Here is a 14,898-nt window from a genome sequence, read left to right as displayed (position 1 = left end):
TTACCTCCTGGCTCGTTTTCTCTGTGATTTTGTGGGGATAGATAGCTCATCCCTGTATTTGGCGACGGTACGCCGTGCAATTTTTATACCTTTTTTCTGTAAAATTTCCACAATTTTCTGATCGCTGTAGGGGCTCTCCTTCGGTTCCTGCTCCACTATGGAGTTTATCATCTCCTTGATGCTGTCCGTGGAGACATCCCCGCCGGAGGAATCGAGCCCTTTAACGAAAAAGGACTTCAGCTCAACAACCCCCTGGGCGGTCATAGCATACTTACCCGAAGTAACCCGGCTTACAGTGGACTCATGCAACTCGGTAACCTCGGCAATATCCCGCAGTTTCAGCGGCTTGAGGTGTTTCGACTTGTTCTCGAAAAACTCCCTCTGTGCTTCTATGATAGCACGAACTACACGATATATCGCCTTTTGTCTCTTATTAAGGCTCTTAATCAACCATACAGCATTTTTAACCTTTTCCTCAAGATACTCTTTGGTTTTGGCATCAACATCCTTGGTCTGGAGCATCTTAAGGTAATAGGCACTGGTGCGCAGAGAGGGCATCCCCTCCTCGTTGAGCACAACATCAAACTCCTCATCCTTGCGCACGATATATACATCCGGAACCACATGATGGTTCGTCCCCTTCTGGAAGGAGAGCCCAGGACGTGGGTCGGTTTTGCGCATGAGGAATATTAGGTATTCGAAGGTATCCTGCTCGATGGAGAGCTCCTGCAGGATCTCGTCATACTGGAAGGAGCAGAGCTCCTGCTCGTAGTTTTCAAGGAGCTCAGCTATAAACTCAATATATACAGGCTCGGTACCTAGACCCTCCAGCTGGGAGGCGATGCACTCCTTAAGGGTGGAACTGGCTATTCCGGCAGGCTCAAAACCCTTGATAACCTCTAGAACATCCTCTACCTCCCGTTCACTGCAGTTCATAACCGCGGCGATCTCCTCCACCGGGGTAACGAAGTAGCCGTTTTCATCCAGACTTCCGATGATGTATTCACCGATATCTTCGGCACGCTCACCAAGACCGCATATGCGAAGCTGGAACATGAGGTGGTCATGGAGGCTTTCCGATCTGCTGACAAACTTCTCAAGGTCATAACCCTCATCGTCGCTGGGGTTATACTGAACCTCACCGCTGTCACGGTAGTATTCATCCCAATCCACCTTGAGGAGTTCGTCACTCAGCTTGGTATCCTTCTCTTCGGGCTCCTTCTCACTCTCCGGGGTTCTGTCCTCCCCCTCCTGATTCTCTTCCAGAACGGGATTCTCTTCTAGGTAGCTTCCAAGCTCCTGAACAAGCTCAGTTATAGGCATCTGCAGGATAGAGAGGGACTGCTTCATCTGCGGAGTGATCAGCAGCTTCTGTGAAAGTTTGGCCTGTAATCCCAGGTTCAGTTTACCAGCCATCAGATTTCAAAATCCTTGCCTAGATATCGATTTATAACTTCCTCGTTCCTGATTATATCCGCAGGGTTTCCATGGGTCAGAACGTTCCCGTCCGCTATGATATACGCCCTGTCGGTTATTCTAAGGGTCTCACGCACGTTATGATCCGTTATCAGAACACCCAGCCCCATCTCCTTGAGGCGGAAAATCATCTGCTGGATATCCGCCACAGATATGGGGTCGATCCCTGAAAAGGGCTCATCCAGCATTATGATGTCCGGCTCACCTGCGATGCAGCGTGCTATCTCCACCCGCCTGCGCTCCCCTCCGCTGAGGGCATAGCCGGGTGACTGGGCGACCTTCTCCAGACCGAAATCGCCGATAAGCTCCTTTGTGCGTGACTCTATATACCCCCTGTCGCTGAACTTAAGCTCGAGGGAGGCGTATATATTATTATAAACACTCATTTTACGGAAAACAGAGGCCTCCTGAGGGAGGTAGCCTATCCCGCTCCTGCTGCGGACATGTATGGGGCTTCTGCTTATATCCTTTTCGTTCAGGTAAACGGAGCCGCCGTCGGACTTTATGATCCCTGCGATCATATAGAAGGTTGTGGTCTTGCCCGCACCGTTCGGTCCGAGAAGCCCTACGATCTCCCCCCTTTCAACGTTAAGGGAAACACCGTTAACCACCCTTCTCTTCTTAAAGGATTTTCTGAGTTCCTCGGCTCTAAGGCTCACTCCTTGCTTTCCTCCGCAGGGGAAAAGATAATCTTAACCCGGTTTTCCCCGCCGCTGTCCACATTGAGTTCCCCGGTTTCAGAGTTCATAACAACCTTCTCACCCTCGAGATAGTTGTCCGCCTGCCATATGCGTACATTACCCGTCAGGATCACACGGTTTTCCCGAACGAAGATCTCCGCCCTTTCTGATATGGCACGCATATCCTCGCCGTTTATCCTTACGTTTCCGGTGGAGACAACCCTGTCAACGGCAGAGGTGCCCTCAAGATAGACATCAGAGGCTTCCGAACGCATCTCCATGCCGTTACCCTTCATGTACACGTTACCCCTGAACTCAGAGACGCTTCTGTCCCTGTAGTGGCGCATACTGTCCGCCTCAATGCGAACAGGCCCTGCGGCAGTGCTGTTGTCCTGCTGTGTTTCAGCCGCCGCTGCGGGAAGCGTCAGAAGAACCGCCAGAAATACTGTTCTCAACACCGTATATAACGCTGACATTTCCATCAAACTCCGTGATGCCTTCTTTGGTTTTCATAAGTGATCTGTCTGATCTTATTACGTTTTGACCCTGTCTGTAAACAACATCATTTTCAAGGAGGCCTTCACCCTCCTGAAAGTCGTATAGAAAGCGGCCGTTATCACCCGTTTCAAAGCTCACACCGTCCGCATGGCCGGTGATCCGCCCCTCGGACTCGAGCCCCTCATTCTCAATATATACGCCCTTTTCCCCCTCTGCGTAAAAATCTGTCTCTTCGGAGGAATAGTCAATATCAAAATCGTTCAGCAACAGGCTGTTGTTATCTCTATATACCTGCGCTGATGCGGCGTTTATTATATAAGTACCGGAACCCTCGGCCTTTGACATGGAAAAGTCGTTTATAAGGAAGACGTTCTCCTCCGGGGCGCTTCGGGTGCGGTTAAGCTCCCCTTTGGGTGAAAGGAATATATATACTGCGGCTGTTATAACCCCTGCGATCAGAAGGAGGCGAGTATATCGTCCCACACGCCGCACCTTTTTAGTATTTCCTCAATAAACTCCCGAACAGCTCCACCTCCGCCGGGGAGGGTTGAAACGTAGTCTGCAGTGTCCTTAACGTAGTCCGGAGCACCGCAAACCGTTGCAGATAAACCGGCTGCACGGAGCATACCCATATCGTTAATGTCGTCCCCCATGGCGGCGCACTCTGTGCTTTTGATGCCAAGCTCGGCGATTATCTCCTGAAAGAGCCTCTCCTTGTCCTTAACACCGGTATGAATACGCTCTATGCCGAGCTCCTTGGAGCGGAGATCGGTAACTATGGAGTGTCTGCCGGAGATAACTATAACCTCGATGTCCGCCTTCTGGGCGAGTTTTATTCCGAGACCGTCCTGCACGTTGAAGTGCTTGGTCTCCTCCCCCTTCTCGTTGTATATGATCTTGCCGTCGGTGAGGACACCGTCAACATCAAGGAAAAGAGCCTTTATCATGCAAGTCCCGCCCTGAGCAGGTCGTGAAGATGGACTATACCATCCGGTTTCCCGTCATCATCAACAGTAAGCAGGCTTGTGATGGAAAACTCCTCCATAACCGCAAGCGCCTTGGCAGCCATGGCGGTCTTTTTGATCTTCTTGGGTCCTGGGGTGTAGACCTCGCTAACGTTGCGGGAGAATATATCCTTGTACTTCTCAAGTCCCCTACGCAGATCGCCGTCGGTAAGTATCCCTATGAGAACACCATTTTCATCTACCACAGCGGTACAACCGAAGCCCTTTGTGCTTATCTCAAGCACAGCCTCGGACACCTTCGTATCGGGTGTTACCATCGGCACATTATCACCGGAATTGAAGATATCCTCCACCTTGAGAAGAAGCTTTTTGCCCAGTGTTCCTGAGGGGTGGAAGACTGCAAAATCATCCTGGTTGAATCCCCTCTTCTCAAGGAGTGCTACAGCCAAAGCATCACCAACGGCCAGAGCAGCTGTGGTACTCGCTGTAGGCGCAAGGTTGAGGGGGCATGCCTCCTTCTCCACGCCAGCATCGATGGAGCAGTTGCTCTTTCTCGCCAGTGTGGAATCCTTCTTTCCCACAATGGAGACAAGGGGGATATTGAAGCGCTTGATTATGGGGAGTATATCCAGAATCTCCCTTGTTTCGCCGCTGTTTGAGAGGGCTATTACCAGATCACCCCGAACAAGCATACCCAGATCACCATGCACACCTTCGGCAGGATGCAGGAAGAGGGATGGTGTTCCGGTGCTGGCAAGGGTTGCGGCAATCTTCTTGCCTATGAGGCCGGATTTACCCATTCCGGTAACAACAACCCGACCTTCGCAGGCGTATATAAGATCAACAGCCTCAACGAAGTTTCCGTTAAGGCCGTTCATAATCTTCTCCAGGGCGTCTATCTCTGTCTGTATAGTCTTTTTACCCGTTCCTAGGAGATCCATATTCTACAGCGCCTCTTCGGGTTCGGAGTTCTCAATCTTCTCCTGCTTAAACCTGTACGAAGCCTTTATGAAGCTCTTGAAAAGGGGATGGGGCTTTGTGGGCTTTGATTTGAACTCCGGATGGAACTGACATCCGAGGAACCATCTGTGGGTTTTAAGCTCGAAGATCTCAACGAGGTCGTTCTCAACGTTAAGACCTGTAACATGGAGCCCACCCTTGCGGAAGTCCTCTTTATAGTCGTTGTTGAACTCGAGCCTGTGGCGGTGTCTCTCGGCGATGTTCTCCTCACCGTAGGCACTGCTCGCCGTGCTGTTTTTCTCGAGACGGCAGTTGTATGAGCCTAGACGCATAGTCCCGCCGAGGTTCTCTATATTCTTCTGGTCCTTCATATAATCTATTACAGGGTGAGGAGTTTCCTGATCGAACTCCACACTGTTAGCATCCTCAAGCTTGAGTACGTTTCTCGCATACTCGATTACCATACACTGTAGGCCGAGGCATATTCCAAAGAGGGGTATATCTTTAATTCTGGAGAAGTTTACAGCGTTTATCTTGCCCTCGATACCCCTGTCGCCGAAACCGCCCGGTATAAGCACACCGTCCAGATGATCAAGGAACCTGCCCGGGTTTTTGACCTCAAGATCCTCTGAATCGATCCACTCAACATTAACCTTCAGCCTGTTGCCGATACCACCGTGCATAAGGGCTTCGCTGATACTTATGTAGGCATCCTTAAGCTCCACATACTTGCCCACGACGCCGATATTAACCGAATCCTCGGGCTGTTTGATGTGATAAACGATGTCCTCCCATGTGCTGAGATCGCTCTCCTTCTCCTCGAGCTGTAGCTTCTTGAGAACAAGGCGGTCTATACCCTCCTTAGCCATCTTGTGGGGTACCTCGTAAATGGTGCCGACATCTATGGCGTTTATAACGGAGCTTTGGGATACGTTGCAGAAGAGGGCTATCTTCTTCCTGTAGCTCTCATTAAGGGGGTATTCCGAACGGCACACGAGGATATCCGCCTGTATACCGATCTCACGGAGGATCTTAACGGAGTGCTGGGTGGGCTTGGTTTTAAGCTCGCCAGCCTTCTTCATATACGGGACAAGGGTTACGTGGGTGTATAGAACGTTCTCCTCCCCCTCATCGAAACGGAACTGTCTTATAGCCTCCAGGAAGGGGAGACTTTCGATATCGCCCACAGTACCGCCTATCTCCACCATAACAATGTCGTAGTCCTCCGATCCTGCACGGATGTTGGACTTAATCTCATCGGTTATGTGGGGGATAACCTGCACTGTCGCTCCGAGGTAGTCCCCTCTTCGCTCCTTATCGATGACGGACTTATATATCTTGCCCGTGGTGTAGTTGTTGTGGCTCGATGTGTTCCCGCTGAGGAAACGCTCGTAATGCCCCAGATCCAGATCCGTTTCTGCGCCGTCTTCGGTTACGAAAACCTCGCCATGCTGGATCGGGCTCATAGTACCCGGATCCACGTTAAGATAGGGGTCGAACTTCTTTATGGTGACCCTGTAGCCTCTGGACTCGAGAAGTGCGCCCAGAGATGCCGCTGTAATACCTTTTCCGAGGGAGGATAGCACTCCGCCTGTAACAAAAATATACTTAGCCATTATTCAGTCCTTTATAATATTCCTCAGCTTTTTTCAGATCCTCCTCCGTATCAACGGAGATGGGCCTGTATGTTGTTTTTATAACCCTGATGCGCTCGCCGGATTCCATCGCCCTTAGCTGTTCCAGCTTTTCGGCGGATTCCATGAGAGCGGGTTCAAGGGAGGCGAACTTCTGCAAAAAGTCCTTCCTGTAACCGTATATCCCTATATGCCTGTATCTGTCCACACCTATTACGTCCCTGTCATAGGGGATGGGCAAACGGGAAAAATACAATGCAAATCCGTCCCTGTCCATAACAACTTTGACGGAGTTCGGATCACCCGGATCCTCGCCCTCTGCAAAAAGAACGCAGGCGGTGTTCATATTAACAGCACTGTTAGCCTCAAGGTCGTCTATGAGAGCATTGATAAGCTCGGGATCTATGAAGGGTTCATCACCCTGCACATTTATTACTATATCATCATCTACGTATTTTGTAACCGCTGCCGCCCTGTCCGTACCGGAAGGGATTGAAGGATCGGACATGGAAACCTCAAGCCCTTCCATACTCTCACATACAGAGAGGATCCTCTCATCATCAGTGGCAACGATAACCCTGTCCGCTTTGGAACGAAGGCACCGCTCCGCAACATGAAGTATCATAGGAACTCCGCCGATCTTTGCCAGAGCTTTTCCGGGAAAACGGGAGGAGGCGTACCTTGCGGGAATAACTACAGCACTCATATATTTCCTCTTTAGAAATGGTATTGTCTTACAGGATAAGGAGAACTACCGGATAAGGCTGACAGCGACAGCATAGTCCCTGCCATGGGATATGGATACCTCGATATCCTCTCTGCGTTCACCGCAGATATACACCAGCGGCTCTCCTCGTTCTCCGCTGAGTATCTCTATATCATAAAACCATGTGGATCCCAAACCGGTTTTTAAAGATTTCGCAATGGATTCCTTTGCAGCGAACCTTCCGGCAAGGTAGGAGATGGAGGATTTTTTTCTGGTCAAGAAGACCTCTTTCTCCCTTTTGGATAGGATTTTATCAATAAACTTGTCGCCAAAACGCCCGTGGGCACGCCGGATCCTGTCCAGCTCTACAATGTCACAGCCCAGCATCGCAGGTTATACTCCGGCGTGGTGGGCGGCACGATCTATGACATTGCGCATGTCACGAACGGCACGCTCAAGGCCTGTGAAAACCGCTCTGGATATTATGGAATGGCCAATATTGACCTCATGCATCCCCCTTATGGAGACAACATCCTGAACGTTCCAGTAGTCGAGCCCGTGCCCTGCATTCACGATGAAGCCCGTATTCATGGCAAACTCGGTCGCCGTGGTGAGCTTGGTTAGCTCATCCCTTCTCTCGAAGCCCTTCGTATCCGCATAGCGGCCGGTATGAAGCTCAATATATTTCGCACCCGTCTTAAAGGCGGCGGCGATCTGCTCCTCGTCAGGGTCTATAAATATGCTGACATCGATCCCCCGCTCCATGAGCCTGCGCACCGTGTATGTTACTGTATCGAAATTGGATACAACATCCAGCCCACCTTCTGTGGTGAGCTCCTGACGCTTTTCTGGAACCAGGGTGCAGGCATCGGGGAGAACATCAAAGGCAATATCGATGATTTCGTCACTGCACGCCATCTCAAGATTGAGGCGAGTATTTATCGTATCACGCAGAAGCCGTACATCACGCTCGTTTATATGCCTTCTATCCTCACGCAGGTGTACGGTTATTCCATCCGCACCGCCCAGCTCCGCCAAAAGCGCCGCCTGAACGGGGTCAGGCTCGTGCCCTTTCCTTGCCTCACGAACGGTTGCCACATGGTCTATATTAATGCCGAGCTTTATCATATCAGCCAGCCCTCTCTATCTCTTTCACTGCCGCCTCGCCTATCTCATCGGCGAAGCCCTCTATATCCCCTCTGTCTGCACCCTCTACCATTACACGAAGCTTGTTCTCCGTTCCGGAGTAGCGCACAAGCACCCTCCCCGTTCCGGCAAGCTTATCCTCAACGGAGGCTATGAGCTTCTTTGTGGAGGGTAGCTCGGAGATTGGAACCTTTCTGTCAACATACACGTTCTTAAGTACCTGAGGATACAGCTCAATAAATCTCTTGAGCTCGCTGAGAGGGCGACCCGTTCTCTGCATAACCTTGAGCACCTGCAGAGCGCTTATGAGGCCGTCTCCGGTGGTGTTATAGTCTGAGAAGATGATGTGTCCGCTCTGCTCGCCGCCAAGGTTGTAGCCACCCTCACGCATCCTCTCGAGGACATACCTGTCCCCCACTCCACAGCGCACAACCTGTACTCCCACGGAGTTCATAGACTTTTCAAAGCCGTAGTTGCTCATAACGGTCGCCACCATGGTGGACTTGTTAAGACGCTCCTCCGCTTTCATCTGCCTGGCGCAGATCCCCATGAGGATATCGCCGTCAACGATCTCTCCGTTCTCATCGCAGAATATAACCCTGTCCGCATCACCATCGAAGGATATACCCACATTCGCATCACTGTTTTTAACCTTGTCTGCAACGTTATCCGCATATACAGAGCCTACATTGTCGTTGATGTTAAAGCCGTTCGGCTCCACACCGATGGTCTTAACATCCGCACCGAGCTCTATCATCGTCATCGGAGCAACCTTATAGTTGGAACCGTTAGCGCAGTCCACCACCATCTTCATACCCTTCAGGTCTATGTCCTTGTCGAAGGTGTTCTTGGCGAACTCCACATAACGCCCCACAGCGGTATCGATGCGGTAGGCCTTCCCTATACGATCCTCATGTATGGATACCTCGCCACCTTCGATAATCTCCTCGGTACGTTTCTCTATACTCAGCTCAACTTCGTCGGGGAGCTTGTAGCCCTCTGAGGAGAAGAACTTGATACCGTTATCCTGATAGGGGTTATGGGAGGCGGAGATGACAACCCCCGCATCCGCCCTCAGGCTTCTGGTTATGAATGCAATGGCGGGGGTGGGGAGAACTCCCACAAGGATCGCATCAACACCCATGGAGCATATGCCGGATACCAGAGCGTTCTCGAACATATAGCCCGATATCCTGGTATCCTTGCCGATCACTATTCTATGTACTTTTTTACCGTTCTTAAACTGCTGAGCCGCTGCCTGCCCGAGCCTGAGAGCAAAGGAAGCGGTCATTGGAAAGACGTTCGCTTTTCCACGCACTCCGTCTGTTCCGAAATATTTTCTCATCTGGAATCCCCTTCATCCTTCTCAACCATGAGCCGGACTCTGGTGGGCTGTATGCTGAGTATCTCAAAACCTTTGAACTCCCTGTAGCTTACCTCTTTAAGGTATTTACCGGCGGAATCCGTTTCGCTCATGTCTACGAAGAATTTGAACTTATCATTTATATAATCGCTAACGAGGAGATCGTTTCGACCTCGAACCTTGACTGTGACATTGTCTGTCACCTCGGCACTGAAGCCTTCGGGAAGGTTAACAGGTGTAACCTTTATATCCTCCACGGTCTCTTCAACGATATTTTCCTTAAAACTTACAACAACCTCGACCTGTTCAGGGTAGAATGATTTTACTCCGTCCGTCTCCTTCATGCCGATGCTGTATGTTATACTGCTGCTCCTGCCGGAGATATTAACCGGAAGGGTCTCCACAGAGCTTACCGCGGTGAGTTTCTTACGTGCACCCTCGATTTCAACGGTTTCAGGAAACACAGATATTGTTCCCACCTTGAAGCCTGGATGGGGATCGCCGATGAAAGTCGGTATGACCTCCACAGACTTCTTGATAAGTGTATCCACTGTGATGCTTATACCTTCGGGCTCCACACGTACTATCTGCATACCGGGGGGAATCTTTATCTCGCTCTCGTCAAGGCGATGGTAAGTATCACCAGGATTAAGCTTGGAGACATCCACCTCAATGGCGATGCCGTTATAATCGATATTCTTTACTGTGGCTCTCGGAGCCTTTGCAACGATGGTTACGTGGCTGTCATCTGTCACAGCTACGTAGTCCTCCTGCATATTCTTCAGCTTCACCGGAGCGTAAACGCTGAACTCCTGATATTCGCCGCTGACAAGGCTGAACCAGAGGGCAAGAGCGATAATAACTGAGAGTATCTTCAAGTGAATATTCTTTGTCATTTCTTCTTACCGTTCCTCTTCTCGGGTTCGTAAAGCTCCTTGAGCCTGACCTTAAGCTGCTCCGCATCCAGCTCCTCGGAGAGTACACCGTTGTGGGCTATGGTTATAGAGCCTTTCTCTTCGCTGACTACAACACATACAGCATCGGTCTCCTCGGTTATGCCGAGTGCCGCCCTATGGCGTGTTCCGTAGTTGTTTCCTATATCGGTTTTCTTACTAAGCGGCAATATGCAGCCCGCCCGCTCGATAAGGCCGTCTTTTATTATTACGGCTCCGTCATGGAGTGGTGAATACGGGATAAAGATGCTTATAAGCATCTCCTTGGATACTATGGCATCGATGGGCTCACCTGTCTCAATATAATGGCTCAGGTTTGTATTGCCTTCCAAAACCACTAGTGCGCCGATCTGCCTGTTTGCAAGGATACTCGCCGCCCGCACAAGCTCATCGAGCACTTTAACCGTTGATTTATTGGGGTTTCCCAGTACACGGGTTTCACCAAATACTGCCAGAGCTCTTCGTATCTCAGGCTGAAACAGGACTATCAGGGTGATAAAAAGGTAACCTGTGAAATTGCTCAACACCCATGTAGTGGTGCGCAGTCCCATGTATTTAGAGAAGAAAGATATGAGGACAAGGACAAGAACGCCGGAGAGCATCTGGAGTGCTCTGGTTCCCCGAATGAGCAGAAGAAGACGGTATATCACAAAGGATATGATCGCAATGTCCACAATGTCGTAAAGGGTTACCACAGGGATAAAGTCAGGCATTCGCCTCTGCTCCTTTGATCATATCTGCAACTGTTAACATATCCCTTGTTTCGGGTATGTCGTGTGCCCGTATAATATCTGCTCCGCCGAGAACTGCGGCGGTCTCTGCGGCGAGTGTGCCGGCAAGCCTGCTTTCGCCCTTAACAACCCTGCCTATCATAGACTTTCTGGAGACACCCGCAAGAAGGGGGAGCCCCCATGATTTAAACTCACCGATATATTTTAGAAGTGCGTAGTTATGTTCAATTGTTTTGCCGAAGCCAAAGCCCGGATCCAAAATTATGGATTCTTCACTGATACCAGCTTTTAGTGCGGTCTCAATGGACACCTCAAGGGAGCTCTTAACCTCGTCCAGAAGGTTGTCGTAACTGGGGTTATCCTGCATCGTACCCGGTTCCCCTTTCATATGCATAAGGCAGACTGCCGCCCCGTGCTCCGCACAGACCCCGGCAAGATCCGGATCGTAGTTAAAACCGCTTATATCATTTATAATATCGGCTCCATTCTCTAAAGCCTTAGCAGCTACAGAACTTTTTACTGTATCCACCGAAACTGTCATACCCGCTTCTTTCAACTTGAGCAGTGGAGAAAGGATCCTCTCGATCTCTTCTTCCGCAGAAACCTGCTCAGCGCCGGGGCGGGAGGATTCTCCGCCGATATCCGCTATTTCAACATCATAATTGATGAACTCTTCAATTCTTTTATTAAGATTGTCGGGATCAAGATAAACCCCTCCATCGCTGAAAGAATCGGGTGTAAGATTAATAATGCCCATTAGGAGGGTTTTATCCAGTGATATTTCACCGCTTCGATGGATTAATCTTTTGATAGATGTTTTATTCAGCTGTTCGCTTATTCTTCTTCCGGCTTCTGCCAGACCGAAGGGCTGTTTCAGTAGTCTTTCACTCAGGATGCGTAAACCGCGGCGGGAACCGAGCAGCAGGACATCTGTGGCATCCACCGTGCAGTTGATACACCCTCTGCATACCGCCGCATCAATTCCAGAGGCGAGTGCCTCTTGCTTGATTATGTTACCCTGCCCCGGAGTAAGGCTATAGAGCTTATAAACTGCGGAAACGCCCTTATCCCGCATGGATAGGGCGTAGGGGTCGACCCCGATTTTCCGCAGTTCGTATTCTATTCTTTCTTTTTCAGGTTTTAGTTCACTTAGCCTCAACTTCTTCTGCTTCTTTGTTCGATTCGGATGATTCGGTCTTCTCTTCATCCTGCTTCGCGGATTCTTGCTTCTCGGATTCCTGCTTCGCGGATTCTTGCTTCTCGGATTCCTGCTTCTCGGGCTTAACAGGGTTTCCATTGTTCGGAACTGCATTCTCGCCTGAAATATGCTTAACAGGTTTGAGCATTTCCTCATCTATCTCGCCGGACTCAATCCTTTGCATGAGATCTTCTATCTCTTTACCATCAATGGTTTCTTTATCAAGTAGCAGTCTTGTTGTGGCATGGAGAAGCCCAATATTTTCCTTAAGTATGGTATAGGCGGTGTTGTGCCCACCCATAACAAACTGCTTTATCTCGTCATCTATGAGAACAGCTGTGGTCTCGCTGTAATCCTTTGCGCTTCCAAGGTCTTTACCGAGGAACACCTGCTCATCCTTCTTGCCGTAGGCCAGAGGTCCCATCTTCTTGCTCATACCCCAGGAGCAAACCATCTTGCGTGATATGTCCGTGGCACGTTCTATGTCGTTACCGGCACCGGTGGTGAGCCTGTCGTAGATAAGCTCCTCTGCACAGCGTCCACCCATAAGTACAGCCAGCATAGCCTCCATATATTCCTTGGAGTACATGTGCCTGTCATCCTCGGGGAGCTGCTGGGTAATACCAAGAGCCATTCCCCTCGGTATGATGCTCACCTTATGAACGGGATCCGCCTCCTTAACCATCTTGGCAACGATGGCGTGACCAGCCTCATGGTATGCGGTGGTTTCCTTCTCCGCATCCTTGAGCACCATGCTCTTACGCTCCTTACCCATCATAACCTTGTCCTTCGCCTCTTCGAGGTCCTCAAGATCCACCTTCTCCTTATCCTTCCTTGCGGCGATAAGGGCGGCCTCGTTAACAAGGTTTGCAAGCTCTGCACCAGCAAAACCGGGGGTACCCTTGGCGACGTTTGTGAGATCCACATCATCGGCCAGGTTCACCGTACCAGTATGCACCTTAAGGATCTCAAGGCGTCCGTTCATGTCGGGTCTGGGTACAACAACCTGCCTGTCGAAACGTCCGGGGCGAAGCAGAGCGGGGTCAAGTACATCGGGGCGGTTGGTTGCCGCAATGAGGATAACACCCTCGTTGGATTCGAATCCGTCCATCTCCACAAGGAGCTGGTTAAGTGTCTGCTCACGCTCGTCATGCCCTCCGCCAAGGCCTGCGCCTCTGTGACGGCCGACGGCGTCGATCTCGTCCATGAAGATGATGCAGGGGGCATTCTTTTTACCCTGCTCGAAGAGGTCCCGCACCCTTGAGGCACCGACACCCACGAACATCTCCACGAAGTCCGAACCGCTTATGCTGAAATAGTTTACGCCTGCCTCTCCTGCGACCGCTCTGGCGAGAAGGGTTTTACCCGTTCCGGGAGGCCCCACAAGGAGCACGCCCTTAGGTATCTTACCGCCGAGTTTCTGGAATTTATGGGGATCCTTGAGGAATTCGATAATCTCCTCAAGCTCTTCCTTCGCCTCTTCAACACCTGCTACATCCTTGAATGTAACCTTCTGCTGGTCTTTGGTTAGAAGCTTGGCCTTGCTCTTTCCGAAGCTGAAGGCCTTGCCTCCGCCGCCACCCTGCATCTGGCGCATGAAGAAGATCCATACACCGATGAGCAGAAGCATAGGAAGCCACGAGATAAGCACCTGCATGTACCAGGGGCTCCTGTCTGGCGGCTTTGCGGTAATGCGGACGTTGTTTTCCTGCAACATGCTTACAAGGTTGGGGTCATCGGGAGAATAGCTTTCGAACTGCCCCCCTTCGATGAACACTCCTGTGAGCTTGTTCTGCTTAATGGTAACCGATTCCACTTCCCCCTTCTGCACCGCCTGAACGAAGTCGGAATAGGATATATCTTTCAGGACGCTCTGGGTTTCTGAGATAACATTGAACAGAAACACCATAATAAAGGCTATAACAAGCCAAAGCGCCATATTCTTATAGAGATTGTTGTTCATTACTCCTCCACGCCGTCGAATTTAACAATCGATATGTTTTTCAGGTTCCTGTATTTGCCGTCGTAATCGAGGCCGTAGCCCACAACGAACTTATCAGGTATCTCAAAGCCGATAAAATCGGCCTGGAAGTCTTTTATCCTTCTTGAGGGTTTGTCAAGAAGTGCGCATACACCTACAGAATCAGGCTCACGAACCTTAATAACATCGCTGAGATAGTTGATCGTATAGCCTGAGTCTATGATGTCTTCGACTATGAGCACATGGGTATCCTTGAGGGGTCTGTCGATATCACAAACGAGCTGAACCGATCCGCTCGATTTTGTGCTTGCCCCCCTGTAACTGGATACAGTCATGAAAGCTGTTTCAACTTTTGGTTCATGAAGTTCCCGCACAAGATCCGCCATGAAGATGAAGGACCCCTTGAGAACACCGACAATAAGCAGTTCCTTCCCGGCATAGGCTTCATTTATACTTTTGCCGAGCTCTACAACCTTTGCACGAAGCTCCTCTTCCGAGATAAACTCCGCAAGGGTATGTTTCTTCACGTCTCCTCCAAAGTAATATTTATAGGGAAACCACAGCCTTCCCACAAGCTTTTTTGAGGTTTTCCCGGTATTTTTTTAAA

The 14,898-nt window shown here is 50.3% G+C and carries 16 protein-coding genes; all 16 read right to left on the bottom strand.

Features of this window, described 5'->3' with window-relative positions; translation table 11 throughout:
* Genes rpoN through hpt form a run of 16 tightly spaced genes read right to left on the bottom strand, consistent with a single transcriptional unit; the run spans window position 1 to window position 14,818 of the window.
* Window positions 1-1,416 carry an RNA polymerase factor sigma-54 gene (gene rpoN, locus K300_RS0100795; protein WP_022849754.1) on the bottom strand — a complete coding sequence of 472 codons (1,416 nt, stop codon included), beginning with the start codon at window positions 1,414-1,416 and terminating at the stop codon, window positions 1-3.
* The gene (gene lptB / locus K300_RS0100790) at window positions 1,416-2,135 is read right to left on the bottom strand and encodes an LPS export ABC transporter ATP-binding protein (protein WP_022849753.1); all 720 of its coding nucleotides are present in this window, start codon (window positions 2,133-2,135) and stop codon (window positions 1,416-1,418) included. Before lptB ends, rpoN begins: the two co-directional genes overlap by 1 nt.
* Window positions 2,132-2,611 (bottom strand): LptA/OstA family protein, encoded by a 480-nt coding sequence (locus K300_RS0100785; protein WP_162139829.1) that lies wholly within the window; start codon window positions 2,609-2,611, stop codon window positions 2,132-2,134. The genes lptB and K300_RS0100785 overlap by 4 nt, the downstream gene beginning before the upstream one ends.
* On the bottom strand, window positions 2,559-3,137 hold the full coding sequence (locus K300_RS0100780; RefSeq protein WP_022849751.1) for a hypothetical protein: 579 nt from the start codon (window positions 3,135-3,137) through the stop codon (window positions 2,559-2,561). Before K300_RS0100780 ends, K300_RS0100785 begins: the two co-directional genes overlap by 53 nt.
* Window positions 3,110-3,601 (bottom strand): KdsC family phosphatase, encoded by a 492-nt coding sequence (locus tag K300_RS0100775; protein WP_022849750.1) that lies wholly within the window; start codon window positions 3,599-3,601, stop codon window positions 3,110-3,112. The genes K300_RS0100780 and K300_RS0100775 overlap by 28 nt, the downstream gene beginning before the upstream one ends.
* Window positions 3,598-4,560, bottom strand: a complete 963-nt coding sequence (locus tag K300_RS0100770) for a KpsF/GutQ family sugar-phosphate isomerase (RefSeq protein ID WP_022849749.1) — start codon at window positions 4,558-4,560, stop codon at window positions 3,598-3,600. The genes K300_RS0100775 and K300_RS0100770 overlap by 4 nt, the downstream gene beginning before the upstream one ends.
* Window positions 4,561-4,563: 3 nt before the next feature.
* A complete protein-coding gene (gene pyrG, locus K300_RS0100765; protein ID WP_022849748.1) occupies window positions 4,564-6,195 on the bottom strand; it encodes a CTP synthase in 1,632 nt (543 codons plus the stop codon).
* Entirely contained in the window at window positions 6,188-6,919 is a 732-nt protein-coding gene (kdsB, locus tag K300_RS0100760; RefSeq protein ID WP_022849747.1) for a 3-deoxy-manno-octulosonate cytidylyltransferase, read from the bottom strand. The genes pyrG and kdsB overlap by 8 nt, the downstream gene beginning before the upstream one ends.
* Window positions 6,920-6,964: 45 nt before the next feature.
* Window positions 6,965-7,306 carry a holo-ACP synthase gene (acpS, locus tag K300_RS0100755; protein WP_022849746.1) on the bottom strand — a complete coding sequence of 114 codons (342 nt, stop codon included), beginning with the start codon at window positions 7,304-7,306 and terminating at the stop codon, window positions 6,965-6,967.
* Between the two features lie 6 nt (window positions 7,307-7,312).
* On the bottom strand, window positions 7,313-8,047 hold the full coding sequence (locus K300_RS0100750; RefSeq protein ID WP_022849745.1) for a pyridoxine 5'-phosphate synthase: 735 nt from the start codon (window positions 8,045-8,047) through the stop codon (window positions 7,313-7,315).
* A gap of 1 nt (window position 8,048) precedes the next feature.
* Window positions 8,049-9,410, bottom strand: a complete 1,362-nt coding sequence (glmM, locus tag K300_RS0100745) for a phosphoglucosamine mutase (protein ID WP_022849744.1) — start codon at window positions 9,408-9,410, stop codon at window positions 8,049-8,051.
* On the bottom strand, window positions 9,407-10,324 hold the full coding sequence (locus tag K300_RS0100740) for a CdaR family protein (protein ID WP_022849743.1): 918 nt from the start codon (window positions 10,322-10,324) through the stop codon (window positions 9,407-9,409). The genes glmM and K300_RS0100740 overlap by 4 nt, the downstream gene beginning before the upstream one ends.
* Window positions 10,321-11,094, bottom strand: coding sequence for a diadenylate cyclase CdaA (cdaA, locus tag K300_RS0100735; protein WP_022849742.1), 774 nt, complete (start codon window positions 11,092-11,094; stop codon window positions 10,321-10,323). The genes K300_RS0100740 and cdaA overlap by 4 nt, the downstream gene beginning before the upstream one ends.
* Entirely contained in the window at window positions 11,087-12,271 is a 1,185-nt protein-coding gene (gene folP, locus K300_RS0100730) for a dihydropteroate synthase (RefSeq protein WP_022849741.1), read from the bottom strand. Before folP ends, cdaA begins: the two co-directional genes overlap by 8 nt.
* Window positions 12,258-14,273, bottom strand: coding sequence for an ATP-dependent zinc metalloprotease FtsH (ftsH, locus tag K300_RS14090; RefSeq protein ID WP_022849740.1), 2,016 nt, complete (start codon window positions 14,271-14,273; stop codon window positions 12,258-12,260). Before ftsH ends, folP begins: the two co-directional genes overlap by 14 nt.
* Window positions 14,273-14,818 (bottom strand): hypoxanthine phosphoribosyltransferase, encoded by a 546-nt coding sequence (hpt, locus tag K300_RS0100720; RefSeq protein WP_022849739.1) that lies wholly within the window; start codon window positions 14,816-14,818, stop codon window positions 14,273-14,275. Before hpt ends, ftsH begins: the two co-directional genes overlap by 1 nt.
* Window positions 14,819-14,898: the final 80 nt, after the last annotated feature.

It is taken from the genome of Limisalsivibrio acetivorans, assembly GCF_000421105.1.
Lineage (GTDB): Bacteria > Chrysiogenota > Deferribacteres > Deferribacterales > Geovibrionaceae > Limisalsivibrio > Limisalsivibrio acetivorans.
This window is presented reverse-complemented; position numbering and strand designations above follow the sequence as displayed.

Excerpts from the sequence above, each read along its gene's own strand:
- rpoN (WP_022849754.1), bottom strand. The coding sequence starts at position 1,416 with ATGGCTGGTAAACTGAACCTGGGATTACAGGCCAAACTTTCACAGAAG.
- K300_RS0100775 (WP_022849750.1), bottom strand. The coding sequence starts at position 3,601 with ATGATAAAGGCTCTTTTCCTTGATGTTGACGGTGTCCTCACCGACGGC.
- K300_RS0100770 (WP_022849749.1), bottom strand. The coding sequence starts at position 4,560 with ATGGATCTCCTAGGAACGGGTAAAAAGACTATACAGACAGAGATAGAC.
- pyrG (WP_022849748.1), bottom strand. The coding sequence starts at position 6,195 with ATGGCTAAGTATATTTTTGTTACAGGCGGAGTGCTATCCTCCCTCGGA.
- kdsB (WP_022849747.1), bottom strand. The coding sequence starts at position 6,919 with ATGAGTGCTGTAGTTATTCCCGCAAGGTACGCCTCCTCCCGTTTTCCC.
- acpS (WP_022849746.1), bottom strand. The coding sequence starts at position 7,306 with ATGCTGGGCTGTGACATTGTAGAGCTGGACAGGATCCGGCGTGCCCAC.
- K300_RS0100750 (WP_022849745.1), bottom strand. The coding sequence starts at position 8,047 with ATGATAAAGCTCGGCATTAATATAGACCATGTGGCAACCGTTCGTGAG.
- glmM (WP_022849744.1), bottom strand. The coding sequence starts at position 9,410 with ATGAGAAAATATTTCGGAACAGACGGAGTGCGTGGAAAAGCGAACGTC.
- K300_RS0100740 (WP_022849743.1), bottom strand. The coding sequence starts at position 10,324 with ATGACAAAGAATATTCACTTGAAGATACTCTCAGTTATTATCGCTCTT.
- cdaA (WP_022849742.1), bottom strand. The coding sequence starts at position 11,094 with ATGCCTGACTTTATCCCTGTGGTAACCCTTTACGACATTGTGGACATT.
- ftsH (WP_022849740.1), bottom strand. The coding sequence starts at position 14,273 with ATGAACAACAATCTCTATAAGAATATGGCGCTTTGGCTTGTTATAGCC.